Origin of the sequence: Cellulomonas soli, assembly GCF_013409305.1 — a bacterium.
Lineage (GTDB): Bacteria > Actinomycetota > Actinomycetes > Actinomycetales > Cellulomonadaceae > Cellulomonas > Cellulomonas soli.
Genome location: NZ_JACBZJ010000001.1, coordinates 1,938,474 through 1,964,017, shown reverse-complemented (window position 1 = coordinate 1,964,017; position 25,544 = coordinate 1,938,474). Strand labels below are relative to the sequence as shown.

Genomic DNA, 25,544 nt, shown 5'->3' with positions numbered 1-25,544 from the left:
GCCGTGCAAGGCCGTGCGGTGGCGTACTGCCGAGCGGTACGCCACCGCACGCCGGCTGCTACTGCGCGAGGATCGCCGTGATCGCGTCGTTGTCCTCGTCGACCGTGCCGGTCTGGTCGAACGTGGCGTTGCGGATGAGGTTCACCCACGGGCTGCCCGAGGCGTTGAACGCCTCCGAGAAGTACGGCGCGACCGGGGTGCGACCGCTCGCGGCGATCTTGTTCATCGCGAGGGCGATCGGGTTCTCCTGCGCGTACTTGTTGTCGAGCAGGGAGTTGCGTCCGGGGACCTCGCCGTCCTTGGCGACGACCTCGAGCTGCGTCTCGTCCGAGAGCATCCAGGACAGGAAGTTCCACGCCTGCGCGACGTGCTCGGAGTCCTTGGAGACGCCCATGGCGTCACCGCCGAGGAACGTCGAGCCGCCCCCGTCGACACCGGGGATCGCGCCGACGCCGACGTCGATCCCGGCCTCCTGCGCGGCGTACACGGCGGTGTTGGGGTACTGCATCACGCCGACTGTGCCGTTGGAGAACGGTGCGGTCCACGTGCTGCCGTTCTCCTCCTCGGAGCCGGTGCCGACGGCGCCGGACGCGTTGAGCTGGGCGTACGTGTCGTAGACGGCCTTGGCGGAGTCGCTGGCGAGCAGCGCCTCGGTGCCGTCGTCGTTGAGGACCTCGTCACCGGAGGCCCAGATCGACGGGAACCAGGTGAACACCAGGCAGCCGCCGCAGTTGCCGCCGTAGTAGGTGCCGGAGACGCCGGGCTTCTTCAGGTCGGCGACGGCCTGGGCCTGCTCGCGGAACTCCTCGAGGGTCGTGGGGCCCTTCTCCGGGTCGAGACCGGCCTCGCGGTACAGGTCCTTGTTCCACACCATCACCGAGATGTCGGTGACGAACGGGACGGTGTGCTTCGCGCCCTCGGAGTCGGTGCCGGCGTCGACGTGGCCCTGCGTGATGTCGTCGGCGTAGTCGAGCCCGTCGATCTGGGCGGTCAGGTCCGTGAACAGGCCGTTCTCGACCCAGTAGGGCAGCCGGACGACGTCTCCGGCGAGCAGGTCGGGCAGGTCCTCGTTGGTGGCGGCGCCGCCGACCTTCCCCTCCATGTCGTCGTTGGGGATGATCTCGAGCTTCACCTGGTTCTTGTGCGAGGCGTTGTACGCCTCGACGAGGGCCTTGGCCTGACGCTCGAGCGGGGCGCGGGTCCACATGCTCAGCTCGGTGCCGTCGTCGACGCCCCCTGGGCCGACGGTGGCCACGTCGTCGCCACCCGGGGTGGTGCTGTCATCGCTGCTGCAGGCCGTCAGACCGGTCAGTGCGAGGCCGGCGACCGCGAGCACCGCCGCGCCTCGCGCCCCCCGCGATCGGAACAAGCGCTTGCTCATCGTTCTCTCCTCGAGCATTCGTCGTTGAAGTGCTGAGCCCGACCGGCCCTCGGCGGGCCGTGCGGGGTACCGCGTTCGTGAAGCGCTCCGTCACCACTGACGAAAGCCTTTTCGGTGAACATACTCGCGGACCCTGCCGCCGTCAACCGTTCCGGGCGCCTGACCAGCACGCACGCCGCGCTGCGCCGCAGCCGCCGAGGCCGCTACGATCAGCGGACAGAAGGTGCCGGACGACCGTCCCGGCCCGACGAAGGCGGTGATCATGCAGGAGAACGGCAGCAACACGCGCAAGGTCACGACGCTCTCGGACGTCGCCAAGCTCGCAGGAGTCTCGATCGCGACCGCCTCGAAGGCGCTCAACGGACGCGCCCAGGTCAAGGCCGAAACCCGTGAACGGGTCGTTTCTGCGGCGGAGCAGCTGAACTTCTCGCCGAATGTCCTCGCCCAGCACCTGCTCTCCGGCCGCTCCGGCACCGTCGGCCTGGTCACCCACGACCTCGACGGCCGGTTCTCGATCCCCACGCTCATGGGCGCCGAGGACGCGGCCGGCACCGGCAACATGTCGGTCTTCCTCTGCGACGCCCGCGGCGACTCGTTGCGCGAGCAGTTCCACGTGCAGGCGCTCCTCGGCCGGCGCGTCGACGGCCTCATCGTCGTCGGCGCCCGGCCCGACCCCCGGCCCTCGCTCGGACGCAAGCTGCCGATCCCCGTCGTCTACGCCTACGCCCCCTCGACCGACCCCCGCGACATGTCGATCGTCAGCGACAACGTCGGAGGCGGTCGCCTCGTCGCCGAGCACCTGCTCGCCTGCGGGCGTACCCGGATCGCCGTCGTCATGGGCGACCCCGGCTACGGCGCCGCGCACGACCGCGTCACCGGGGCCGTGCAGGCCTTCGACGCCGCCGGCATCGGCATGCTCGGTGGTCAGGCGCTGTACGGCAGCTGGTCCGAGGAGTGGGGCCGCACCGCGGCAGGCATCGTGCTCGCCCAGCACCCGGACGTCGACGCCGTCCTGTGCGGCAGCGACCAGATCGCCCGCGGGGTCCTCGACACGCTCCGCGAGTCCGGCCGCCGGGTCCCCGACGACATCGCCGTCAGCGGCTACGACAACTGGGAGCTGCTGGCCCTCAACGCGCGACCGCAGCTGACCAGCGTCGACATGGAGCTGGAGACCCTCGGCCGGCGTGCGGCGGCCCGGCTCTTCGAGGCGATCGACGGCACACCGATCTCCGGCACCGAGACGCTGTCGGCACGACTCGTGCCACGCGGGTCCACCGGCCCTCTCCCCAGCACCGGGCAGCACACGGCCGCCCGCTCCTGACCCCACCGCCTCGACGGGGTCAGGAGGGGCGGCCGCGCACCCGGTGGCCGGCCGTCACTCCGACAGGACGCCCCTCGTCGGCTCCGGCAGCCACCACGCCCCGTCGGTCCTCGACGACTCCCGCGGCGTCCCCCCTGCCGACCCCGCCCAGGTGCCGCTGCGCTCGGGCAGCCACCACGGTCGGGCGCCGACCGTTCCCGTCGGGTCGGACACCACGGACGTGGACACCAGACCCGCCCCGAAGCCCGTGACCCGCACCGCGAGCACGGCCCCCTGCTGCGCCGCCGTCGGAACGAACGTCGCCGCCTCGGCACCGGCCACGACCACCCCGTCGGCCGACCAGGTGTACGCCAGGCGCACCCCGCTCGGACCCCAGCCGGACGTCACGGCCCGCAACGGCAACCCGACCTTGGCGGCACCGCGCACCACGACGGTGCCGGGCGTCACCGCGACGCCGGGCGAGCAGTCCGCCGGGTCGGCACGGAACGCCCACGTCACGGCCTGCGGACCCGGTTCGAGCACGTACCCCTCGGCGGGGACGGCCAGCACCGAGACCGTGGTGCCCAGCGGCACCTCGACCGTGCCCTCCACGACCCGGGCCTCCACACGGTGCACGACACCCTCGACGGCCGGGACCGTCACCGCGCCAGGCCCGGGCTCACCGTCCGTGCACACCGATGCGGTGAACGTCGGTGCCTGCGGTTCGACCGGCACCAGCACGACCGGGCACTGCGGGGCCACGAACGTCTGCGTCCACTCGCGCACCGCACCGTCCGCCAGCGCAAACCCGTCGGCGGCCTCGGCGGTGAGCGTCACCGTCGCGTCCGCCGCGACCTCGAGCGTGCCCTGCACCACCTCGCCGGCGACCCGGTAGACCACGCCGTCGACGGTCGGCACCTGCACCGTCGCGGCGTCCGGGACACCGGCCGTGCAGGTCGTGGCCGCGGTGAACGTCGGGGCGACCGGCGTCACGGTGCCGTCCGGCTCCGGGGCGATCGCCTGCCACTCCCTGATCCCGACCGATCCCTGCCCTGCGGCCGCACCCCACGACTGGGCGACCACCCGCAGCGCGCGTGTGGTGACCGGGGCGAACGCGACCGAGGCGAAACCCTCGCTGTCACGCCCGTACGCCGACCCGTCCGCCAGGGTGACGTCGACCCAGCTGCCGTCGGCGGCCTGGTGCTGCAGCACCCAGCTGCGCGGGGCGATGAGGCCCTCGTTCTGCGCGTCGGGCACGTTCTGGTACCACCAGACGCCCACCTGGTCGACGGTCACGTCGAACTCCCACGTCAGCTGGGCCCACTGCTCGCCCACCCGGTCCCACGTGCCCCAGCTCGCGCCGACCTTCGACGCGTCGTCCTCCAGCACACCGTTCGTGCCGTCGTTGAGGCCGCCGACGTCCTCCCAGCCGGAGGTGAACGACGCCGTGCCCGAGGCGTAGGGCGCCACGTTCCCCTGCAGCTGGGCGCCGTCGGCGACAGGGACCCGGACGGTCCCGGTCGTGACGTTCCCGGCCAGGTCACGGGCCCGGTAGGTCAGCTCGTGCGGAAGAGTGTCCGGCGCCTGCACCACGGTGCTCGTCGTGCCCGTGGGGCCCGAGGTGCCCGGCGTGCTCGCGACCCAGTCGCCCGCGCCGTCCCACCGGTGCTCGAGCACCGCCAGACCGGACAGGGCGTCGGAGGCGTCGAGCGTCACCGCGCGCGTGGCGGCGTCGAGCGTGCCGCTCGCCACCGGTGCCGTGGTGTCGACCTTCACGGTGCGGCTGACCTCGGCCGAGACGTTGCCCGCGGCGTCGCGCGCCCGGGCCTGCACGGTGGTCGAGCCCTGGGCCGTGACGGGCACGTCGACCGAGCGGACCCCGGGCGTGGTCACCCACGCACCGTCCCCGACGCGGGTCTCGACCGTGGGCAGGTAGTCGACGTCGTCGTCCGCCGCGGCACGCACGGTCACCGCGGAGGAGAACCAGCCGTCCTGGCCCGACGTGCCCGAGGCGGCGAGCGTGACCGTCGGCGCGAGCGTGTCGTCGGGGCCCGGGTCGACCGTGCCGTCGCCGACCGTGACCGTGGCGGTCACGTACCCGGCGGCCTGGCCCAGCGCACGGCCCTCGACCGTGAACGTGCCCGGTGCGGCGTAGGCGGCCGGGTCGACAGCACGCCAGTTCACGGGAACCCACAGGCGCCCTGCGTCACCGAACGGCAGACGGACGGCGGCCGGCAGCGCGGGCGCCTGGCCTGTGCGCGTCGCCACGGCGACCGGCTCGATCGCGTCGGCGGCCACCGCGTAGACCTCCCACTCCGAGACGGCCACCGAGTGCACCGCGGCACCCTCGTCCTGCCCGCGGAACGTGGCCCGCAGCGCGGTCGTCGTCACCGGCGTGAAGGTCACGGTGTGCCACACGTCGGTCGCCGTCGGGTACGTCGCACCCTCCACGGGGCGCCAGTCGCCCGCGGCGTCCAGGTACTCCAGCGTCCAGGACGCCGGAGGGCGGATCCAGTTGCCGTCGCGGTGCAGCTGGAGGCCGACACCGCCGGTCCGCACCGGGGCGTCCCACGTGTACTGGATCCAGTCGGTCTGCTGGGTCATGGTCGTGCCGCGGTAGTTGCCCCACTGGTCGGGCGGCAGCAGCGCGGTCAGGGCCCGACCGTCGTTGAGCGCCCGCAACGTCATCGGGGGCTGCTCGGTGTACGACGCGGAGGCGTGCGCCCCCGTCGCGAGGTTGTCGCTGAGCCGGTAGGCGGGGTCGTCGGCGCGGGTCGGGACCACCGGGTTCATCCGGTCGCCGTCCCAGGTGACCTCGTCGATCGCGACCGAACGGCGGAAGTGGCCCCCGCCCACGGCGTCCTTGGTGTGGTAGGTCAGGTACCACCGGCCGTCGAGCTCGACCACCGACGGGTGCACGGTCGTCGCCGAGGTGCCGCCCAGGATGATCCCCTGGTACGTCCACGGCCCCAGCGGGTTCTCGGCCGTCGCGTAAGCGATGCACGCCTGGTAGTTGGACGGCGTGCACTCGCTGCCGCCCTGCTTCCAGTCGTACGCCAGGTAGTAGGTGCCCCCACGCTCGAACACCCACGGTGCCTCGTAGAACGAGGTCAGCCCGGACAACGTGCTGATCGGGCCCGTGGTCGCCGTCATCGTCGGTTCCAGCTCGACCGCACGGGCCACGCCCCACGAGCCCCAGTACAGGTACACGCGCCCGTCGACGTCGGTGAAGACGTGCGGGTCGATGACCTCCTGGCCCGACGTGCTGGCGCCGAACACGTCGGTCCACGTCAGCAGGGGCTCCCCGATCGCGTCGACCCACGGGCCGACGGGGCTTTCGGAGACCGCCACGCCGATGGCCATGCGGTTCGGCACAGCCGTGTTGTCCCACTCCACGGGGGCGTACCAGTAGAAGCGGCCGTCGGCGCCCGTGGTGACCTGCCCGGCGTAGGCGTTGTTGCCGGTCGCCCAGCCGAACACCTCGCCCGGGTCCATCACCCCGGCGTAGTGCTGCCACTCCCCCGAGGCCACGTCGTCCGTCACCAGCACGCCGTAGTCGTGCATCTCGAAGCCGGCCTGCTGCTCGGCCGCCTCGTCGTGCCCGGTGTAGACGTAGAGCGTGTCGTCGACGACCAGGGGGGCTGCGTCCGCGGAGTAGTACGAGCCGTCGGAGAGGATCGGGTTGCCGGTCGAGTGCACGGGCACCGGCTCGGGCACCTCGGCCGAAGCAGGTGCCGCCGGCAGCGCCACCGCGAGCGTGCCCACCAGCGCACCGGCCAGCACGGTCGCGACCGACCGGCGACGCCTCGTCGCCGACGAGGGCCGGGGCAGCGGGTTCTGGTTCACCGTCGTCGTCTGCATGGTCAACGTCCCACCTTCAGGCCGGAGGAGGTGCGGGAGGTCGGCTCGTAGCCGTCCTTCGTGCCGGTGACGGTCACGGTGATCACGTCGCCGCGATCCGCGCCGCGGACCGTCCAGGTCGGCCGGGTCGCGCCACGGACGGCGTTCCCGTCGACGAACCACTGGTAGCTCAGCTCGACCGGTCGGGGTTCCCACCGGTCGGTCGTGGCCCGCAGCGTGGAGCCGACCTTCGCCGTGCCGGTGATCGTCACCGTCCGCGACGTGAGCTCACCGGGCTGCACGGTCACGGTCGGGGGCGAGGACACCCATCCGGAGGGGTCGTACCCGGGGCTGCTGCCGCGGACCTCGACGACGATCGAGCGGCCGACGTCGCCCGGCTGCGGCGTGAACGTGGACCGCGTGGCCCAGCGCACCTCGCGACCGTCGACCTTCCACCGGTACTGCAGCCGGACGCCGTCCGCCCAGCCGGCGACGGTGGCGTGCAGCGGCTCACCGACGCGTGCGGTGCCGGTCAGGGCGACCGTCCCGGCCTGCACGACCGGCGTGCCCACCTCGTCGGTCGGCTCGGAGGTGACGGACCGCCCCTCGTAGCCGTCGAGGTGCCCGGTGACCTCGACGGTCACCCGGTCGCCGCGGTCGTGCCGCGTCGGGGTGTAGGTGGCCGCGGTGGCACCGCGGACGACCTTCCCGTCGACCGACCACCGGTAGGCCAGGCGGACGCCGTCCGGCCCCCACCCCTCGGTCACCGCTCGCAGCTCCTGCCCGACGAGCGGGGCCCCGACGACCTGCACGGTCCCCGCGACGACGACCGCCTCGGCCGGACCGGCCTGCACGGTGAGCGGCGCCTCGACGGTCCGGTCGCCCGCGACGGCCCGCACGGTGCGCGCACCGCCGGCCAGGTCACGCGGCAGGGTCGCCGTGTGCAGCACGCCGCTGCCGGTGGCGTCCGTGGTGAGGGTGCCGAGCGCGAGCCCGTCCGGCTCGAGCGTCACCGCGTAGGCCGTGTCGGGCGCCCCGCCGGTGAGCGTCGCCGTGAAGCCGTCACCGGCGGTGACCGGCTCCGTGGGCACGGCGAGCGCGAGCGGGACGACCGGCAGGCTGTCGACCTCCCACTCGACGAGGCCGACGTACCCGGTGGCCGGCTTGGTCAGGGTGACGCGCAGCGCCGTGGTCGTCACCGGCTCGTGCGTGACCGTGTCGAACGCGCCGGTCGTCACCGTGTACGGCGAGGCCCCCGGCACGGGCGCCCAGGTGGCACCGTCCTCCAGCAGGTACTCCAGGGTCCACGACGACGGTGCGCGCATGCCTCCGCCGTCGTCGAAGAACAGCACGCGGCTGGCCTGCGTGGTCACCGGCTGGGGCCAGTCGAGCCGCGCCCACTGGGCGTCCCCGGCGATGTTCCAGGTGCCCCACGCGGCGCTCTGCGCCTGGACCGGCACGGTCGCGTCGCCGTCGGTGATGCCGGTCGCCCGGTTCCACGTGGTCGTCGCCGAGACGGTGACGGTCGCGTTGGGGGCGATGTTGACCGGTGCGTCCGGGTCGGGTGCCGGGACGTCGAGCGTGCCGGTCGCCGAGACGTTGCCGGCCCGGTCGGTGGCACGGAAGGCCACCGTGGCCTGCTGCGCGACGGTCGCGCCCGTGCCGTACACGGTCCACGGCCCGTCGCCCACGCGGTACTCGACGGATGCGGTGCCCGAACCCGTCTCGGTGGTCGCGAGCGTGAGCCGGCGACGGCTCTCGTCGAAGGTCGCGGTGACCGTCGGCGCCGCGGTGTCGACGGCGACCGCGAGCGCCTGCACCGGTGAGACCAACCCGTCGGCGTCCGTGGCACGGGCCCGCACGACGTGCTGCCCGTCGGCGCCGACCGTGACGGGTGCGGCGTACGCGATCCAGGTACCACCGTCGAGCTGCACCTCGACCGCGGGGGTCGGGTCGGTGTCGTCGGTGGCGGTGACCGTCACGGCGACAGGTCCGGTGAACCAGCCGCTCGCAGGGACGGCAGGGTCGGCCGTGAGCGTGACCTGCGGTGCCTGCGGCGCGGACGACGTGACGGTCACGGTGGCCTGCGGCCGCTTGTCCGTGCCGGCCACGGTGCCCTGCACGGTGAGCTCACCGGCCGAGGCGTACTGCGTCGGGTCGATCGCGTCCCAGGTGACCGCGACCGAGGCCTCCGACCCGTCGTTGTGCACGGCGAGCACCCGGGCGGGCAGCTGCGGTGCGGTGCCGGCGACCGTGGTCACGGCGACGGGCGCGAACGTGTTGATCTGCACGGCGTCGGTCGGGCGGACCCACACGGTGGCCCGGGCGAGCCGCGAGGTGCCCTGCACGAAGCCGGGGACGGTGAAGTCGCCCTGCTCGGCGTACGCCTGCGCGGGCACGTCCTGCCAGGACACGGTGCGCTCGGCACGGGTCCCGTCGGCGTAGACGACCTCGACGGCCCCGGGCAGCACGGGCGGCGTGCCGACGAGGGTGCGCACGGCGACCTGCTCGACCGCGACGGGCTCCTCGGCCAGCGCCTGCCACTCGATGATGCCGGGGTACGACGAGCCGTTGCGGACGAGCGTGGCCCGCAGCGAGGTCGTGGTCACCGACCCGTGCGTGACGGCGTTGAACGTCCCGTCCTCGGTCGGGTACCCGCTCGGGTCGGGGACGGGCAGCCAGGTGGTGCCGTCGTCGTCGAGGTACTCCAGGCTCCACGACGATGGCGGCAGGATGCCGCCGGGGTCGCGGTTGGAGTGGAACAGGATGCGCGACTCGTCGACCCGCACGGGCGTCGTCCAGGTGAGGCGAGCGGTGTAGGCGTTGCCTGCGCCGGCGGCCGTGCCCCACGTGGCCCACGCGTCGCTCTCGGCGGCGATCGGGTACGAGGCGTTGCCGTCGTTGATGGCGGCGACCCGGTTCCAGCCGGTGACCGCGGAGGCCGAGGCGGTCGCGTCGGTGGCGACGTTGACCTTGGCGGAAGCGCTGAGCTGCGCGTCCACGACGACGTCGGTCGCGGTGCTGAGCTCACCGTCGGAAGCGGTCAGCCGCAGAACGTAACGGCCGCTGGTGTCGAACCGCACGACCGTGGTGGCCGCCGCGGGGCTCGCGACGATCGCCTCGGCACCCGCGGGTGCGCTCAGCACGGACCAGCTGCTGGTCAGGGTGCCCGACGGCTGCGCGTCGTCGCTGACGGTGCCGATGAGGCGCACCTGGCCGGGCTGGTCGTACGTCGGGTCGCGGTAGGCCGAGGCCTTCGGTGCGGCGTTGGTGGCGGGCGGTGCCGCCACCCCGGTGGCGTAGGCCTGGATCTCCTTGAGCCCCGTGCGGAAGCCCGAGGCGTGCGTCACGGTGACGCGCAGCCGGTCGGCTGTGACCTGCGGGAACTGGACCCGGTTGTAGTTGGCCGTGGAGTAGACGGGCGTGCGGGCCTGCTGCGGGATGACGTGCCACCCGGCTGCGTCGCGGTACTCGAGCGTGTACAGCGACGGGGCGGCGTACCCGGCGACGGTCGCGGTGGACGACGAGCGGTAGAAGTAGAGCCGCACGTCGTCGACGGGCTGCGCGGAGCCGAGGTCGACCTCGAGCTGGTCGGTGGCGTTGGGCGAGCCTGCGGTGCCCCAGAACGGCTCGTTGGCGGTGGAGCCGTCGACCGCGGCGGTGGCCGCCCGGCCGGTCGCCTCGAAGGTCGCGGTGACCGGCCTGCCGGCCGCAAGATCCACCGAGCCGGTGGACTCCGTGGCGATGTCGGTGCCCGCCTTGGCGAACACGTCGACCACGCGGGAGCCGGCCTCGAACCGGACGTCGGACGCGGCGGCCAGCGTGGTGCCGGTCGACGTCACGACCTGTGCGCCGCCGTCGGGCAGCTCGACCTGGCCGGTCGCCGGGTCGTAGACCACGTGCGCGAGGTCGTCGACCGTGAAGGCGAGCTCACCGTCGAGGTACACCGAGTACCCGGCCGGCACCGAGGGCCCGTAGTGGTCGCCGGTCTCGTCCCACACGACCGACAGGTCGCGGTCGTGGTAGCGGACGTTGTCCACCGTGAAGTACGGCCAGTCGATGTCGATCGGGTCGAACTCGACCTTGCCGTCGGCGCGGGGCCGCAGGCCCATGGCGTCCTCGATCACGGTGAAGTTGGTCGCGCCGAGGATCGTGTGGTGGATCCACGAGCGGTACCCGATCGACCCGCCGCCGGCCGCGGAGCCGTTCGACCAGAACTCGTTCTGGTTGGGCTGCCGGTTGTCGCCGCCCTGGTAGTGCGACCACGCGTTCCAGTACAGGAGCTGCTTGTAGGTGTCGGCGTCGATGTACGGCGAGGGGTAGTCGCGCAGCACCGAGGCCAGCATGCGGAACATGACGGTCGAGTTGATGACCGAGAAGTTGTTCGACCCGGCCTCCGGGGAGTCCGCCTTGTCGACCTGGTCGGCCGTGTAGAAGGGGAACACCGGGTACTGGTCGGCGTCGGCGAACAGGCGCAGCGCCTCGACGTACGACGGGTCGTAGTCGGCATCGCCCTGCTTCGGCATGAGGCCGACGGTGAACGGGTAGTAGTTGTTGATCTCCTTGTACGGGTTGAGCGTGCCGTCCTGCGTCATGCGGTGCTTGAGCAGGTTGCCCGTGAGCCCGACCTTGTCGGGTGCGGACTGCGCGGGCTCCCACAGGTACTTCAGCACGGCGGCCCGGACACGGGCGGCCAGCGCGTCCATGTGCGCGGCCTTCTCGTCCTGCCCGGCGACGCGGAACAGCTCGGCGGCGGCCTTGGCGTTGGAGTACAGGTAGGCGCTCTCGGTGCGGTCCATGTTCGCGCCGTGGCCGGTCCAGTGGAACGAGACGGCGTCGGCGTCGTTACCGGTCATCGCGCCCCACGAGTACTCGATGAGGCCGTTGTCGTTGGAGTCGTAGGCGGCGAGCAGGCCCTCGACGTCGTCCTGGGAGTGCTGGCCGAGGGTGGCGCCGATCGCGCCCGGTCCGCCGTGCAGCTCGTAGGCCCGCCAGGCGGCCTCGGTGATGTACTGGGTGTAGCTGTTCGACCAGTTCGCGGGGTCGCCGGGGTTGTCGACGAACTTGCCGCCCTTGGACGTCTCGCCGACGGAGACCACGGGCCCGTAGGAGTAGGCCGGGTCGCGGAAGTACTTGAGGTCGTCGACGAACATGCCGACCGTCAGCACGATCGCGTTGTCGTAGCCGAGCACGCCTTCCATGGACGTCGGGAACTGGTAGTCGTTGCCGGGGATGTCCGCGTCGAGGTAGTTGAACCGCATGAGCCACCAGCGGTAGAAGAGCGTCTTGTCGATGTCGTCCGAGGGCGTGTCGAGGTAGGGGACGTTGTCGACCCACCACTGGTTGTAGGCGGTGACGTGGGTGCGGAACGCCTCGGCGGGGCTCGCGGCCCGGTAGGCGGCGTAGTCGGCCGCGGTGGCCGGGCGCTCGTCGGTGAGCATCCCGAGCTGCAGCTTGGTGGTCGCCGAGCCGCCGGCGGGTACGGCGAGGTCGGCCACGAGGGTCTGGCCCTGCGCCGTGAACCCGTCGCCGGACAGCCGCGGGTAGACCGTGGTCAGGTCGTTGAAGACGCGCTCGCCGCCGACGAGCTCGTCGCCCTCGGCGTGCGTGGTCTGCGGGGAGGTGGCCACGAGCTGCACGGCGCGCGCCGCACCGCTGGTGTCGGTGACCTCGATGCCGGCGACCATGACGTCCTGGTCGGTGATGTACTTCGTCTGCTCGAGCACCAGGCCGCTGCCGGTGAACACGCTGGAAAAGTAGCTCGGGGTCTGCCGACGCTGCGAGGGCTGCTCGGTGAGCGTGACGGGTGTGCCGCCGACGGTGACGGTGTACGTGAACGCGCCGCCGTTGCCGAGCGACTCCCAGTAGGCGACGTCGCCGTCCCAGCCGAGCGCGGTCGGGGTGTGCGTCTTCATGAACACGGCGCGCCCGCGGGTGAACGCGACGAGGTTCTCCGTGGCGTCGTACATCGGGCCGGTGCGGGCCAGCATCCGGTCGATCCAGAAGTCCTGTCCCGGTGCGGTGCCGGCCCCCTGGGCGACGTCCTGGTCGAAGACCTGCTGCAGGTAGGCCGACGGCGTGTAGTCCACACCCGTGGCGGGCACCGGGTTCGGGGAGCCGGTGAAGGTCGGGTACCCGAGGCTGGACTGCGGCACCTCGGCGCCGGGCGCTGCGGCTGCGGCCAGCGGTGCGAGGCCGGTCGCGGCAAGGCAAAGGGTTGCGAGTCCGGCGACGAGCGGGCGGCGCGCCCGGTGTCGCAAGGGTGCGGTCGGGGTCACGTCGAACGCCTCTCTACGCTGAGAAAGCAACGAATTCACCCGAAGCGTGCCATGGCCGCCACGCGGCAGCAACCCTTTTCGGTGTTTTCGGTATCAGCGAAGATCGACCTGCGGGCCGAGCAGCACCGTGGCCACGAGCCGCCGCGCCGGGAGCGGGCAGCTCGTGGCCACGTCCTGCCGGGGGACGACCCCGTCGGGGCTCAGCGGCAGGTGCACTGCTCCGCCGGCGGCACGTCCGCCATCACGGAGTCGACGTGCATGCCGCAGCCGGTCCAGGTGACCTTGCCGCAACGCGAACAGCGGGCAGGACTGCACATGGGGGATCTCCTTCGGGCGGGCCGCCGTGGGGGCGGACGTCAGGTTCGGGAGTGAACCTATACCCCCAGGGGTATCCCGGCAACAGCGCAGGCCACACGCGGGGGACCGCGCCGATCCCCCGCGCCGCCAGGCGAGAACGCAGCCGCACGGGCCGCTCCCCATCCGGCTCAGACCACGCCCGAGACCTGCTCCTCCGGCGTCGCACGCCGCACCACCAGGCGCGTCCACGCACCGACGTACACGCGGTCGTCCTCCGCGAGCTCGCGGCGCTGCCCCGGCGTCAGGGGCACCGTCGGCAGCGGACCGGAGGCCGGGCCCACGTACGTGCCGTTCGACGACGCGAGGTCCTCGACGAACCAGCGCGTGCCGTCTGTCGTCAGCTGCGCCTGCCGCCGGCTCACCGCCTCGTCACCGTCGCAGTCGATCTCCGGGTGGATGCCCCGCGAGCGCGACACCCGACCCACCAGCAGCGACCGGACGGTGAGCGGCACGGACACCGGCAGCCCCGGCGACGGGCACGGCTCGGTCGAGTCCTGCTCGGCGTACCAGTCCGGGTCGACCCACAGCTCGGCCACCCACTCCAGCGGGACGGCCGGCGCGACCGGCGCCGACAGGGTCACCGCCGCGTCGGGAGCCGCCGCGTTCACGTCCGGGACCGTCGCCGGCACCGCGGTACGCGGCAGCGCCCCCGTCGTGAAGTCGTAGCCGCAGCCCTCGCAGAACAGCGCACCAGGCAGGTTCGGCAGCGAGCAGTTCGGGCACGGCACCTCGGCCGTCGGTCCCGCCGCGGCCGGGGTCGCGGACGACGAGGCGGCGGGGGCGGGAGCAGCGGGCGCCGCCGCAGGTGCCGCGGCCGTCATCGGCGCCCCGCACACGTCGCAGTAGTCGTCCGCCTGCGACAGGTGCCCCTGCGGGCAGGTGCCGGCGCTCACCGCTTCACCCGGGTCGTCTTCGTCGAGGCCGTGTCCAGCGCCATCTCGTCGAGCCGGTCGACCTGACGCTTGAGGCGCACCTTGCCGGTCGCCGGCTCCTCGATGTCGACGACCTTGCGCAGCTTCGCGGTCGCCTCCTCGTTGCCGGTCTCGGCCGCCAGCTGGGCCGCCCGTCCGAGCTTCGCGGTCGCCGTCCGGTCGTCACCCGAGGCCTTCGCCGCCAGACCCTCCTGGATCGCCTCGGCCAGCTCGGCCTGACCCGTGTAGTGCGCGACCTCCGGGTTGATCCGGGCCGTCAGCTCGTCGTCGTCCGACCACTTCGCCTTCACCAGACCCTGCGACTGCACCTCGCCGCCCACGACCAGCTGTACGCGCGCCGCCAGCTGCTCCTGACCCAGCGGCCGCGAGGCCGGCAGCCGGACCGCCACGTGGAAGTCGCGCGACTCGTCGCCCCACGAACCCGTCGGGTACGCGCCGGTCAGCGCATTGACCTCGCTGCGCCGCGCCGAGAGATCCTCGACGGACGGCGAGACCTGCCGCACGAACAGCACCTGCGCGCCCTGCGGCGCCCACACCCGCAGCTCGGCCGCCGCGACACCACGTGCCATCGACGCCCGCATGAGCGAGGCGAACTCCTCGGCCATCTGGTCGGGCCGCGGGATCAGGTCGACCGTGCCCAGCAGCGCCTGGGCGATCCGGCGCAGCTCGCCGACCTCCCAGTCCGCGCCCACCCCACGGCAGTCGACCTGCAGCGTGCCGACCGCCGTACGCACCCGCGCGTCGAGCTCGGCCGGCGTCTCGTGCTGGTTCTTGCCGTCGGTCAGCAGGATCGCGTGCCGCTGCGTCACGGTCGGCGCCGTCCGCACCAGGGTCGCCGCCAGCTCGAGCCACGTGCCCATGGCCGTGCCGCCCTCGGGCCGCAACGCCGCGAGCGACGCCTGCGCCTCCTGCCGTGCCTGCGGCGACATGCGCGCCAGCGTGAGCCGCTGCGGGTTGTACGGGTAGAGGACGTAGGCCTGGTGGTTGCCCGCCACGACGGCGAACCACGTGCCGTCCAGGATCTGGTCGAGCGCCGCGGCGGCCGCCGCCTGGACCGCCCGGATGCCCTCGGGCCCCATCGAGCCGGAGCAGTCGACGATGATCAGCTCGGCGGCCTCGCCCGTGCCCTGCTGACCGGCCTGACCCGCGCCGGTGCACTCGACCGTGACGATCGCGTGCACGTCGGTCGACCCGTCGGCCAGGAACTCGTTCTGGTAGACCGCGGCCGTGAAGCTGCTCATGCGGGTTCTCCTTCGTCGGTCGTCGCGCCGAGCCGGGCCAGCGCCACCGTGATGTTGTCCTTGCCACCCTGCTCGTTCGCCCAGTCGACCAACGACGTGCACGCCGCGGCCGGGTCGCCGCCCGCGGACGCGACCGCCCCGCGCACCAGGTCCGCCAGGTCGCTCGCCTCCGAGCAGTAGTTCCACAACCCGTCGGAGCAGAGCACCAGCCAACCAGGCTCCGCAACCTGCAGGTGCGTCACCGTCGGGACCTGGTCCTCGGCGTCGACGCCCAGCCACCGGGTGATCGCGTGCGCCTGCGGTCCGGCCTCGGCCTGCGTGCGCGGGACACCCGCGCGCACCTGGTCGGCCGCGACCGAGTCGTCCCCGGTCAGCACCTGACCCTCACCGGCGTCGGGCACCCAGTACGCGCGCGAGTCGCCGACGTTCCCGACCGTCACCCGGTGCCCCTCGACGAGCGCCGCGACGAACGTGCAGGACGGCGGCGAGTCGACGTGCTCGGCGAGCGTGACCGCCGCGACCGCGCGGGCCGCCGCAGCACCCGCGGCCACGAGCCGGCCGGCCGACAGCGCCTGCAGCGCCGACCCCTGCGCGAGGCCCGCACCGCGCTCGCGCGCCAGGACGTCCCGGGCCGCGCGCGCCGCGGCCAACGACGCCACGTGCGAGCTCTCGGAGGTCGACACCCCGTCGCACACCACGAGGGCCGCCCAGCTGCCGGGCGCCGCATCGGCGGCCAGCGCGGCTGCGTCCTCGTTGCGGTGGTGACGCCGACCCCGGTCCGACTCCGAGGCGACCCAGACCGCGGGAGCCTCGACCATGTGGTCCCGCGGACGCGGGGCGAGCGTGCCGCACACCGTGCAGTAGCCGTCGGCGTCGACCGCTCCCCCGCACGCCGGGTCCGGGCACAGCGGGGCGGTCTCCGCGGCGGCCGTGTGCGCGGCGGCGACCGCTCGCAGCGGCGTGGTCACGGCGCTGCTGCCCGACGTGGCCGCCGTGGGCCGCGGGTCCCCGGCAGCCGCCACCGTCGCCAGGACCGGCAGGTCGGCCCCGCACGCCTCGCAGAACACGGCATCGGCGGCCGCGATCGTGCCGCAGTGCGCGCACGTGCGCGCAGCGACCTCCGAGCCGGTCATCGCAGGGTCCATCGACGGACCTCGTTGGCCGCGTCGACCAGCGCCACCCGCTCCTGCGGCGTGGCGGCCGCGTCGGCGAGCCGCCGGTAGGTGCTCTCCAGACCGTCCCGCAGCGGCTCCTCGGCGGCGGGGTGCTCGCCGATGCGCAGCGCCGGCTGCGGCCCGGATGCCCGCACGATCGCCAGCGCCCGGGCCAGCGCGTCGGCCGTCAGCCACGCGCCGTCGACCGGGTCGACGCCCACCCCCTCGATCGAGGCCATCGCCTCGGCCAGCGCGGGCAGGCCCCCGTCGGACGCCACGAGCGTCACCGCCCGGCGGCGCCGCGCCTCGGTGTACGCACGCGAGGTCGGCGGCACCAGGTCGAGCGCCGCGACCGCGCCCGCACCGTCACCGCGCGCCGCCCGGATCCGCGCGATCGCGAACGCGGCCGGCGGCACGTACGCGCCGTCGGTGCGCGCGCACGTCAGGTACAGGGCCTCGGCGATGTCCGGCTCCCCGGACGCCTCGCAGGCCGTCGCGAGCGCGAGCTTGGGCGCCAGCTCACCGGCGACCTGCCCGTACACGGCGTTGAACGAGGCCTGCGCGCGCCTCCCGTCACCGGCCGCCAGGGCGCCGAGGCCCTGCAGCCACACCGCACGCCAGTCCCACGCGTCGGCGGCCAGCAGCTCGTCCGTCGCCTGCGTGAGCCGGTCCGGCAGACCGGCCTCGAGCGCCGCACGGCCCATCGCCAGCAGCACCTCGGCCGACCGCTGCGGGGCGGCGTCCAGCTGCGTCAGCCGGGCGCGCGCGCCCGGGACGTCGACGGTCGCCAGCCAGGCCAGCTGCGGGTCCGCGGTGTCCGGCCGCAGCAGCGGCAGGTGCTCCCAGGTGAGCGTCGCCGCGGCGCTGTCCGGGGCGGTGAACAGCAGGGAGGGCGCCACGTCGCGTGCGGCACCGCCCTCGGGGCGGTCGTGCGCGACGACCTCGCGCAGCACGCCGTGCAGCTGCACGCGCAGCTCGGCGACCGAGGCGAACCGGTCGTCCGGGTTGGCGGCGCACGCCTTGCTGATCAGCCGGTAGAACGAGTCGTACCGCTGGAACAGCGGCGTCTGCGCGACCGGCGGCAGCGAGTCGACGTACGTCGACTGGTACCCGCGGAACTCCATCGCGAGCACCAGCAGGGTCCGCCCGAGGGTGTAGACGTCGGAGGCGATCGAGGTGCCGATCTCCGCGACCTCGGGAGCCTGGTAGCCGACCGTGCCGTAGATCGCCGAGTCCTGGTCGTCCAGGCGGCGCACGCCACCCAGGTCGATGAGCTTGACGTCGTCACCGATCTGGATGAGGTTGTCCGGCTTGAAGTCGCAGTAGACCAGGCCCAGGTCGTGCAGGTACTCGAACGCGGGCAGGATCTCCAGGACGTAGGCGATGGCCTGGTCGAGCGGGAACGGGTCGTAGTGACCGGCGGCCACCATGCGGTCCTTGAGCAGCCCCTTGAGGGAGTGCCCGCCGACGTACTCCATGACGGTGTACCCGGCGCCGTCGTGCGTGACGAAGTTGTAGATCTCGACGATGCGCGGGTGCTCGACCTGGGCGAGGAACTGCCGTTCGGCGATCGCGGCGGCGAGCGCGTCGGCGTCACCGGTGTTGAGCAGGCCCTTGAGCACCACCCAGCGGTCGGACACGTTCTTGTCGCGCGCGAGGTAGATCCAGCCCAGACCGCCGTGGGCGAGCGCGCCGGCGACCTCGTACTGCCCGCCGACCAGGTCGCCGGGGTGCAGCTTGGGGGCGAACGAGTACGCGTTGCGGCACTGCGGGCAGAACCCCTCGGTGCGCCCGGGCCGGTCGCCCACGGCACGCCCGACAGGGGCTCCGCAGGACGGGCAGAACCGCTTCTCCTCGGCGACCTGCGGGTCGGCCATGAGCGCGGCGGCCGCGTCGACCGCGGGTGCCGGGGCGATGGTCGTCAGCCCGGCACCGAGCCGTGCCGCGCGCAGTCGGGTGGACGACGAGCCGACCCGGCGCGTGGTGCCGGTACGACCGGTGCGTGCCGAGCCGATCGCGGTGGAGGCCAGCCGCTGGCTGGACGTGCGGGTCGACACCGCGTCGTCCGTGCCGGCAGGTCCGGCCGCTGCGCTCGCGGTGGTGCCGGTCGTGGTGCCGGTCGCCCCGTCGGGGCCGGGGGTGCCGCAGACATCGCAGTACCCGTCGAGGATCGTCCCGGTGCAACCGGGCTGCGTGCAGGTCATGAGCTCCGTCCAGGGGCGGTCGAGGAGGCAGGGCGGGCGGGCCCCGCGGGTGGCGTGACGGCGGGCGGGGCGGCGTCGAGCAGCACCCGGTAGGCGGCGACGAGCGCCCGGGCGCGCGGCAGGTCGACGGGTCGGGCGGCGAGCACCTCGGCGGCCACCCCGGCGAGCGCCCCGACCTCGGGAAGTCCCTCGCGCCCGCGGGCGACGGCCTGCGCGTCCGTGGCACCGAGCAGACCGCGCAGGTCCTCGACCTCGCGCAGGGGCGCCTGGTAGGTGGCCTCGGCGTGCGCCAGCGCCCGCTCGACGGCGTCGAGCCGGACCAGGTACGCGTCGACGGCGTCCGCGTCGGCGGGCACCGGGCCGAGCGCGTCGACCCGCGGCACACCGAGCACCGGCGCCGGGACGACCGCGGCCACGCACTGCTCGACGAGGGCCTCCAGGCGGGTGGCCCGCGCCGCGAGCCCGGCCCGCCAGGCGGTCGCCCGGGCGACGTCGCGCGCGTCGTCGCGTGCCCGCGCACCGGCCACGATGAGGTCGCGCTCGGCCGTGGCCACGTCGGTGTCCAGCGGGCCGAGCTGCCCGCCGACGTCGGCTCCGCGCCGCGCCCGCTCGGTCACCTCGGTCAGCCTGCGGTCGACGTCCGCGAGCCGTCGGGTCGAGGCGTCCCGGGCCGGGCCGGCCGGAAGCGCGTCGACCAGGTCGCGGACGCGTTCGGCCGAGGCGCGCAGCGCGGTGAGGCGTCCCACGACGTCGCCGCCGACGGCAGTCAGGGCGAGCCGCTGCCGCAGCTGGGCGGTCACGGCGTCCGAGAGCCGGCACGCCTCGGGCAGCGAGACGCCGTGCGGGTCCGCACCCGCCGCGCCACCGGCCGTGGCCGCCGGGTCGGTGCGACCCCAGACCATCGCGGAGAGCCGGGACAGCTCGACGGGACCGACGCGCCCACCGGCCCAGACGCGCAGCAGCTCGTCGTGGCGGGTCGCGACGGTCTGGAACACGGCCATCGCGAGCGTCACGTCCGCGGTGACGTCGTTCCCGCCCGAGGCCAGCGCCGCCGCGTCGAGCGCGTCGAGCTCGGCCCGACGGCCCGCGCGCCAGGCGCCGAGCCGCTCCAGGTAGGTCGCGGTCGCCGCCGCGTCGACCGGGCGCCCCCAGCCCGAAGGGGCCGCGGGCGCGTCGGGTGCGACGACGGGGGCGTCGGCCACGGCAGCCGTCACCGCCCGTACACGGCGACGGGCGGCGCGGGCGCGGCACCCAGCGCGTCCGCGAGCCACCGGTCGTACGAGGCCGTCCACGTGCCGTCCGCCTTCGCCTGCTCGAGCACCGCATTGACGAACCGGACCAGGTCGACGTCGTCGCTGTTCATGCCCAGGCCGTAGGGCTCCTGCGTGAACGCCTCGCCGACGACCTTCGCGTACGGGTCCTGCGCTGCGAGGCCGGCGAGCACGGTGTCGTCACCCGTGATCGCGTCGACCTGCCCCTGCTGGAACTGCACGAGGCAGTCGGTGTGCGTGGTCGCCGCGACGGCCACCACGTCTGGGTGGTCGGCGAGGTTCGCCAGGCTGGACGTGCCGGCCGGGGCGCACACGCGCTGGCCGGCCAGGTCGTCGAGCGAGGTCGCCGTCGAGGCGAGCGGCACGAGGACCTTCTGGCCGGACTCGTAGTACTCGGCCGAGAACGCGATCTGCGTCCACCGGTCGCAGGTGATCGTCATGTTGCGGGCCACGAGGTCGACCGTGCCGTCCTGCAGCGAGGGGATGCGCTGCGCGGCGGTGATGACCTTGAGCTCGATCGCGTCGGGGTCACCCAGGATCGCCTGGGCGACGAGCCGGGCCATGTCGATGTCGAAGCCCTCGATCTGCCCGCTGATCGGGTTGCGTGCCCCGAGCAGCAGGGAGTCGGCGGACACCCCGACGACGAGCCGTCCCCGCGCGCGGATCTCGGCCATCGTCGAGCCGGCGGGCAGCGCGTCGGGGGCCGGCAGCGGCCCCTGCGGCGCGTAGGAGGCGAGCGGGTCGGCGCACACGGCCGGGGTGGCGGCCGCGGTCGGTGCGGCCGTCGTCGCGGCGGCGGTCGGCGTGGGCGACGGCAGGGTCGTCTCGGCGTAGACGTCGGTGCCGCCGCACGCTCCCAGCAGGGCCGTCACGGCCACGACGAGTGCGATCAGGGGCGTGCGGGTGCGGCGGGTCGTGGTCACCGGTACTCCTCGATCCGGCGGGAGATCCCGCTCCAGCACAGGGCGGCGACCACGAGGCCCGCGAGCACCGCGAGCCAGGTCGCCAGGGTCAGACCGCCGGCGGCGTCCGCGAGACCGGCCGAGGTGGCCTCGCCCGCACGGTCGAGCGCGTCGCCGCTGGAGGTGTCGAACGCCGCGAACGCCGCGTTGGCCGAGCCCTCGGAACGGTCGGTCGCGGCGGCGACCGCGTCGTCCCAGGCCCCGCCGTCGTCGAGCGCGCGGATCTCCTGGTGCAGCTGGGCGTACGAGTCCCACTCGAGGGCGACCGTCGGCGAGACCGCACCGGCGTCCGAGGCGGTCTGCAGCGAGGACACGGTCGCGGCGGCCGAGGCCACCCAGGCGTCCTCGAACGCACCGCCGCTGCCGCGGGCGATGAGCGTGAGCGACTCGTCGGCCTTCGCGTCGTACGCCGTGAGCCGGGCCTGCGCGAGCGCGAGGGCGCCCGCGTAGTCGGTGTCGCGCACGTGCGTGACCTGCGAGGTGACCGACCCCAGCACGATCGTCGAGCCGATCGTCAGCACGACGAGCACGACGCCGGCGCCGAACATCCGCCCGTTCAGGTACCGGTGCGTGCGGCGTGCCAGCCAGACCGAGCCGACCACCAGCGCGGCGATCGCGACGAGCCCGGCAGCGGTGGCCAGGCCCCAGGCGTTGCGCGCGTTGTCCAGCTCGGCCTCCACGCGTGCGGCGTCGGCGTCGATGAGCGCGGCCAGGGCGGGCAGGGCGTCGGCGCGCAACGACGCGGAGGCGTTGCGCAGGTACTGGGAGCCGACCGGCAGACCCTGCCGGTTCGCGGCCCGGGCCAGCTCGACGTCGCTCGTGTACGCCACGATCGCGGTGTTGAGGTCCGAGAGCAGGGCACCGTCGGCCGGCTGCGCGCGGGCGGCCTGCGTGACGAGCACGGTGGCGTCGGCGATGGCCTGGTCGTAGTCGGCGCGCTGGTCGGCCGGTTCGAGCCCGCCGACCAGGAACGCGTTGGTCGCGTCCGCGTCGGCCCGCACGAGCCGGGTCTGCAGGTCCTGCAGCCGGACGAGCTGGGCGGCGTTCGCGTCGGCGCGCCCCAGGGCCCGGTCGGCCGACCAGAAGGACCAGCCGACGGTCGCCGAGACGAGCAGGCCGACCACGACGAGCGCGGCGGCGAGGCTGCGCATCCGCACCGGCGTCGGTCGGCCCTGGGCGGCACGCACCCGGGCGGCGAGCGCAGCGGGGCTCGTCGGCGGTGCGGTCGCGCCGGGGTCCGGCGGGCCGACCGCCACGGGCGGTGTGGGGGCCGTGATCGTCACGTGTCGTCTCCTCGGTGTGCAGGGTCGAGTGTGCCCTGCGTGACGGCGGGACCCGCCGGGTCGGCGGTGGTGTGGTCCTCGAGGTCCTCGGGCAGCAGCGTGCGCAGCTGCTCGGGGGTGGGGTCGGTGACGTCGCGCAGCCGCCAGGCGTGGTTGCCGATCGCGGTCTCCAGGACGTTGCGCACGAACCGGCCGTTGCCGAACCCCTCGCCGCGGGGCGTGCCGGCGAGGATCTCGCGCAGCCGGGCCAGCGTGTCGTCGCCCGCGGTGAAGTCCCCGCCGTCGACGAGCAGCCCGAAGATCGTCACGAGCTCCTCGTCGGTGTAGTCGGGGAAGTGGATCGTCGTGCGGAAGCGGCTGGCCAGACCCGGGTTGGTCGCGATGAGCGCGGACATCGGCCCGGGGTAGCCGGCGACGACGACCACGAGCTCGCCGCGGTCGTCCTCCATGGCCTTGACCAGGGTGTCGACGGCCTCACGCCCGTAGTCGTCCCCGACGAGCGCGTAGGCCTCGTCGATGAACAGCACGCCGCCGCGGGCCTTCTCGACGACCGCGGTGGTGCGCGGCGCGGTCTGCCCGAGGTAGCCGGCGACGAGGTCGTCGCGGTCGACCTCGACGAGGTGCCCGGTGCTCAGCACGCCGAGCGCGGCGTAGATCCCGGCGACCAGACGGGCGACGGTCGTCTTGCCCGTCCCCGGGTTGCCGGTGAACACCAGGTGCCGGGTGAGCGTGGGCGTGCTCAGCCCCTCGGCCTCCCGGAGCCGTTCCATGCGCAGCACGGCGGCCTGCTGGTGCACCTCGCGCTTGACCGTGCCCAGGCCGACGAGCTCGTCGAGCTCGGCGAGCAGCTCCTCGGCGCTGCGGCGCGGTGTGGGGGCGGGCGTGTCGACCCCGGGCGAAGCGTCGGTCGCCGCGGACGCCGGGTGCGCGGCGACCGTCCCGGCGGTCTGTCCCGGGAGCCCGTCCGGCAGGCCGAGCACGGGTGGGCCGAGCGCCGGCCGGGCACCGCCCGCGTCCGCCGCCACCGGCAGCGCGGCGAGCTGCGCCGCCCCGGCGAGTGCGGCGTTGCCCGCGACCCGGGCCGTGGGCGCACCGAGCGTCGCGGCCGCCGCGGTCACCTCGACCAGCGCCTCGGCGTACGCCCGTGCGTGCGGCGAGCCCGACGCGACCAGCAACGACAGGTGGTCCGTCGGCGCGGACCGCCACCGACGCCCGCGCGAGGCCGCGTCGAAGAACGCCTGCGTGCCGCCGTCGGTCCCGGTCTGCACGGACCAGTCCGCCGCCGCCCCGGGCGAGGACTCGGCCACGGCAGCCGCCAGGCGGGCCCCTTCCGGTGCGGCCTCGGCCGGGTCGACACCGGCGGCGGACGCCACGGCCGACAGCGCGGCGAGCGCGTCCGCGAGCGGGGCCGTCACGACGTCGGTCCCGGGAGCGGCGTGGGCTGACCCGGACCGGCGGGCGCGGGCGGCACCAGGGGTGCGGCACCCAGGCTGAGCGCACCCGAACCCTCGGGGTGGCCGAACTTCTCGGCCAGGAACCGTCCGTGCGCGACCAGGGCGACCGCATCGGCCCTGGTCACCGCGTCGAGCACCTGGTCCATCGTGCGGCCGAGCAGGTCGAGCTGGTCGACGAGCACGAGCAACGACGACCGCCCGTTGTCGACAGGGCGGGAGTTCGCCCACTCGCGCGGCAGCCGCAGGTAGGCGCCGACCGCCTCGGGCAGGTAGCGGGTGGCGGTGGCCATCACGTCGTACGCGTCCTGCGAGCCCGCGCCGAGGCGGTCGAGCCGCGGCACGGTGTCCCGCACGACGCGCACGACCCGGGCGACGCGCGAGGCCACGGGTGCGGGCACGGCCCCGCCGGCGACCATCGCCTCGACGCGCACGAGCGCCGCCTCGAGGTCGTCGGCCGTCGGGGCGGAGGGCACGGCCGCGCGCTCCGGCTCGGCGCGGCCGGTCAGCCGCGCGAACAGGTCGCCGACGCCCATCCGTACCCCTCCCGTCCCGTCGTGGTTGGCCTGCCGGATCGCGGACCGCCCGCCGTCACCGACCGGCGGTCGGGTCGAGGTCGAGCGCCCCCGCGGCGAGCCGCTCGTCGCGCTGCTGCACGCGGGCCAGGTAGCTCTGGGACTTGCCGACCTCGGTCTCCAGGGTGCCGATCGTGGCGGCCATGGAGTCCAGGGCCTGCACCTTGAACGAGTCGATGGCGTCCATCGTCGCGTAGATGTTCGCGAACGCGGCCTGCAGCTGGGGCAGGCCGATCGTGGCCGAGGCCGCCTGCTGCTGGATGGCCGCGGAGTTGTCCTTGAGCATGACCGACGTGCGCTCGATGAGGTCGGACGTCGTGGCGTTCAGGCCCGAGATCTGGTCCAGCACGAGCTTCTGGTTGCTCAGCGCCTGCGAGACGATGACGGCCGTGCGCAGCGCCGACATCGTGGTGGTCGCGGCCCGGTCGACGCCCTTGACGAGCTCGACGTTGTTGCGGACCAGGATGTCGATCGCCAGGTAGTTCTGGATGGACACGCTCAGCTGGGTGAGCAGGTCCTGGTGCTTCTGCCGGACGTAGAACAGCACGTCGTCGCGCAGGGCCCGGGCGCGGTCCGGGTCCGTGGCCTCGAGGTCGGCGATCGCCGCCGACAGGCGGGCGTCCAGCCGCTCGGAGACGTACACGTACTGGTTGAGGCGACCCATCGCCTCCCACAGCGCGGTCTTCTCCATGGTCAGCGCGACGTTGTCCCGACGCAGCTCGTCCTGGCCGTCCCGCAGCGCGTGCAGGATCGCGTCGAGGTGGCTCTGCGCGGACTGGTACTTGCGGAAGTAGTCGACGATCTTGTCGCCCATCGGGATGAACCCGAGGATCTTGCGGGCGCCCTGGGCACCCGAGGGGTCGAGGTCCTCGACCGTGCGCCGCAGGTCGAGCAACGTGCTGCCGACCTTCGAGCCCGAGGCGAGACCGCCCTCCCGGATCGCGTTGACCGGCGTCTGCAGCAGGCGGTTGGAGGACTCCGCTGCGTGCCGGATGTCCGCGTCACCCATCGTGCGCACGTCGGCCGCCTGCGCGGCGAACTGCGGCGAACCGGCCGGCGAGGCGGTCAACGACGACAGGTACGAGTCGACCTTCGCGTCGAGCCCGGGCACGACCTGCGGGTCCACCGCGGGTGCCATGGCCGGTGCCGCGGTCAGCGCGACCGGCTTGACCGGCTCGGGTGCCGTCAGCGCGAACGGCGCCTCGAGCGGGGTCGGCGGCGCCAGCGGGGCGACCCCCTGTGCGGCGGACGGGTCCTGGGTCATGGCTCGTTCCCTTCACACGGCAGGTGCACCCGTCGACACGGGTACGGCCAG

16 protein-coding genes are annotated in these 25,544 nt (G+C 74.0%); 1 reads left to right on the top strand and 15 read right to left on the bottom strand.

What is annotated here, in order from left to right:
* Positions 1 to 58 precede the first annotated feature (58 nt).
* A complete protein-coding gene (locus BKA22_RS09035; protein ID WP_146953201.1) occupies positions 59 to 1,381 on the bottom strand; it encodes an ABC transporter substrate-binding protein in 1,323 nt (440 codons plus the stop codon).
* A 262-nt stretch (positions 1,382 to 1,643) separates the two neighbouring features.
* On the opposite strand from BKA22_RS09035, the gene BKA22_RS09030 reads away from it, so the two are divergent.
* On the top strand, positions 1,644 to 2,702 hold the full coding sequence (locus tag BKA22_RS09030; RefSeq protein ID WP_146953395.1) for a LacI family DNA-binding transcriptional regulator: 1,059 nt from the start codon (positions 1,644 to 1,646) through the stop codon (positions 2,700 to 2,702).
* Positions 2,703 to 2,756: 54 nt separating this feature from the next.
* Here BKA22_RS09030 and BKA22_RS09025 read toward each other — a convergent pair whose 3' ends face one another.
* From BKA22_RS09025 to BKA22_RS08970, 14 genes are all read right to left on the bottom strand, one after another.
* A complete protein-coding gene (locus tag BKA22_RS09025) occupies positions 2,757 to 6,542 on the bottom strand; it encodes a family 43 glycosylhydrolase (protein ID WP_146953396.1) in 3,786 nt (1,261 codons plus the stop codon).
* 2 nt (positions 6,543 to 6,544) lie between these two features.
* Positions 6,545 to 12,799, bottom strand: a complete 6,255-nt coding sequence (locus BKA22_RS09020; RefSeq protein ID WP_223203602.1) for an Ig-like domain-containing protein — start codon at positions 12,797 to 12,799, stop codon at positions 6,545 to 6,547.
* 93 nt (positions 12,800 to 12,892) lie between these two features.
* Complete coding sequence (locus BKA22_RS19780; protein ID WP_257024094.1) at positions 12,893 to 13,015, bottom strand: hypothetical protein; 123 nt, start codon at positions 13,013 to 13,015, stop codon at positions 12,893 to 12,895.
* On the bottom strand, positions 13,000 to 13,116 hold the full coding sequence (locus BKA22_RS20555; protein WP_503826158.1) for a DUF8730 family Cys-rich protein: 117 nt from the start codon (positions 13,114 to 13,116) through the stop codon (positions 13,000 to 13,002). Before BKA22_RS20555 ends, BKA22_RS19780 begins: the two co-directional genes overlap by 16 nt.
* Before the next feature lie 168 nt (positions 13,117 to 13,284).
* Positions 13,285 to 14,049: an FHA domain-containing protein gene (locus BKA22_RS09015; RefSeq protein WP_223203603.1), complete on the bottom strand. Its 765-nt coding sequence runs from the start codon at positions 14,047 to 14,049 to the stop codon at positions 13,285 to 13,287.
* Positions 14,046 to 15,329, bottom strand: coding sequence for a vWA domain-containing protein (locus BKA22_RS09010; protein ID WP_146953202.1), 1,284 nt, complete (start codon positions 15,327 to 15,329; stop codon positions 14,046 to 14,048). The genes BKA22_RS09015 and BKA22_RS09010 overlap by 4 nt, the downstream gene beginning before the upstream one ends.
* A complete protein-coding gene (locus BKA22_RS09005; RefSeq protein ID WP_218866600.1) occupies positions 15,326 to 16,462 on the bottom strand; it encodes a protein phosphatase 2C domain-containing protein in 1,137 nt (378 codons plus the stop codon). The genes BKA22_RS09010 and BKA22_RS09005 overlap by 4 nt, the downstream gene beginning before the upstream one ends.
* Positions 16,459 to 18,687 carry a serine/threonine-protein kinase gene (locus BKA22_RS09000; protein ID WP_146953204.1) on the bottom strand — a complete coding sequence of 743 codons (2,229 nt, stop codon included), beginning with the start codon at positions 18,685 to 18,687 and terminating at the stop codon, positions 16,459 to 16,461. Before BKA22_RS09000 ends, BKA22_RS09005 begins: the two co-directional genes overlap by 4 nt.
* Complete coding sequence (locus BKA22_RS08995; RefSeq protein ID WP_146953205.1) at positions 18,684 to 19,889, bottom strand: hypothetical protein; 1,206 nt, start codon at positions 19,887 to 19,889, stop codon at positions 18,684 to 18,686. Before BKA22_RS08995 ends, BKA22_RS09000 begins: the two co-directional genes overlap by 4 nt.
* 8 nt (positions 19,890 to 19,897) lie before the next feature.
* Positions 19,898 to 20,881: a glutamate ABC transporter substrate-binding protein gene (locus BKA22_RS08990; RefSeq protein ID WP_179561714.1), complete on the bottom strand. Its 984-nt coding sequence runs from the start codon at positions 20,879 to 20,881 to the stop codon at positions 19,898 to 19,900.
* Entirely contained in the window at positions 20,878 to 22,203 is a 1,326-nt protein-coding gene (locus BKA22_RS08985) for a GlnX family signal transduction membrane protein (protein ID WP_146953206.1), read from the bottom strand. The genes BKA22_RS08990 and BKA22_RS08985 overlap by 4 nt, the downstream gene beginning before the upstream one ends.
* A complete protein-coding gene (locus BKA22_RS08980; RefSeq protein WP_146953207.1) occupies positions 22,200 to 23,618 on the bottom strand; it encodes an AAA family ATPase in 1,419 nt (472 codons plus the stop codon). Before BKA22_RS08980 ends, BKA22_RS08985 begins: the two co-directional genes overlap by 4 nt.
* Positions 23,615 to 24,190 carry a hypothetical protein gene (locus BKA22_RS08975; RefSeq protein ID WP_146953208.1) on the bottom strand — a complete coding sequence of 192 codons (576 nt, stop codon included), beginning with the start codon at positions 24,188 to 24,190 and terminating at the stop codon, positions 23,615 to 23,617. The genes BKA22_RS08980 and BKA22_RS08975 overlap by 4 nt, the downstream gene beginning before the upstream one ends.
* 55 nt (positions 24,191 to 24,245) lie before the next feature.
* Positions 24,246 to 25,493 (bottom strand): toxic anion resistance protein, encoded by a 1,248-nt coding sequence (locus BKA22_RS08970; RefSeq protein WP_146953209.1) that lies wholly within the window; start codon positions 25,491 to 25,493, stop codon positions 24,246 to 24,248.
* Positions 25,494 to 25,544 lie beyond the last annotated feature (51 nt).

Coding starts and splice junctions, on each gene's coding strand:
- BKA22_RS09030 (WP_146953395.1), top strand. CDS start 1,644: ATGCAGGAGAACGGCAGCAACACGCGCAAGGTCACGACGCTCTCGGAC.
- BKA22_RS08975 (WP_146953208.1), bottom strand. CDS start 24,190: ATGGGCGTCGGCGACCTGTTCGCGCGGCTGACCGGCCGCGCCGAGCCG.
- BKA22_RS09010 (WP_146953202.1), bottom strand. CDS start 15,329: ATGAGCAGCTTCACGGCCGCGGTCTACCAGAACGAGTTCCTGGCCGAC.
- BKA22_RS09000 (WP_146953204.1), bottom strand. CDS start 18,687: ATGACCTGCACGCAGCCCGGTTGCACCGGGACGATCCTCGACGGGTAC.
- BKA22_RS09035 (WP_146953201.1), bottom strand. CDS start 1,381: ATGAGCAAGCGCTTGTTCCGATCGCGGGGGGCGCGAGGCGCGGCGGTG.
- BKA22_RS09005 (WP_218866600.1), bottom strand. CDS start 16,462: ATGACCGGCTCGGAGGTCGCTGCGCGCACGTGCGCGCACTGCGGCACG.
- BKA22_RS20555 (WP_503826158.1), bottom strand. CDS start 13,116: ATGTGCAGTCCTGCCCGCTGTTCGCGTTGCGGCAAGGTCACCTGGACC.
- BKA22_RS08970 (WP_146953209.1), bottom strand. CDS start 25,493: ATGACCCAGGACCCGTCCGCCGCACAGGGGGTCGCCCCGCTGGCGCCG.
- BKA22_RS09025 (WP_146953396.1), bottom strand. CDS start 6,542: ATGCAGACGACGACGGTGAACCAGAACCCGCTGCCCCGGCCCTCGTCG.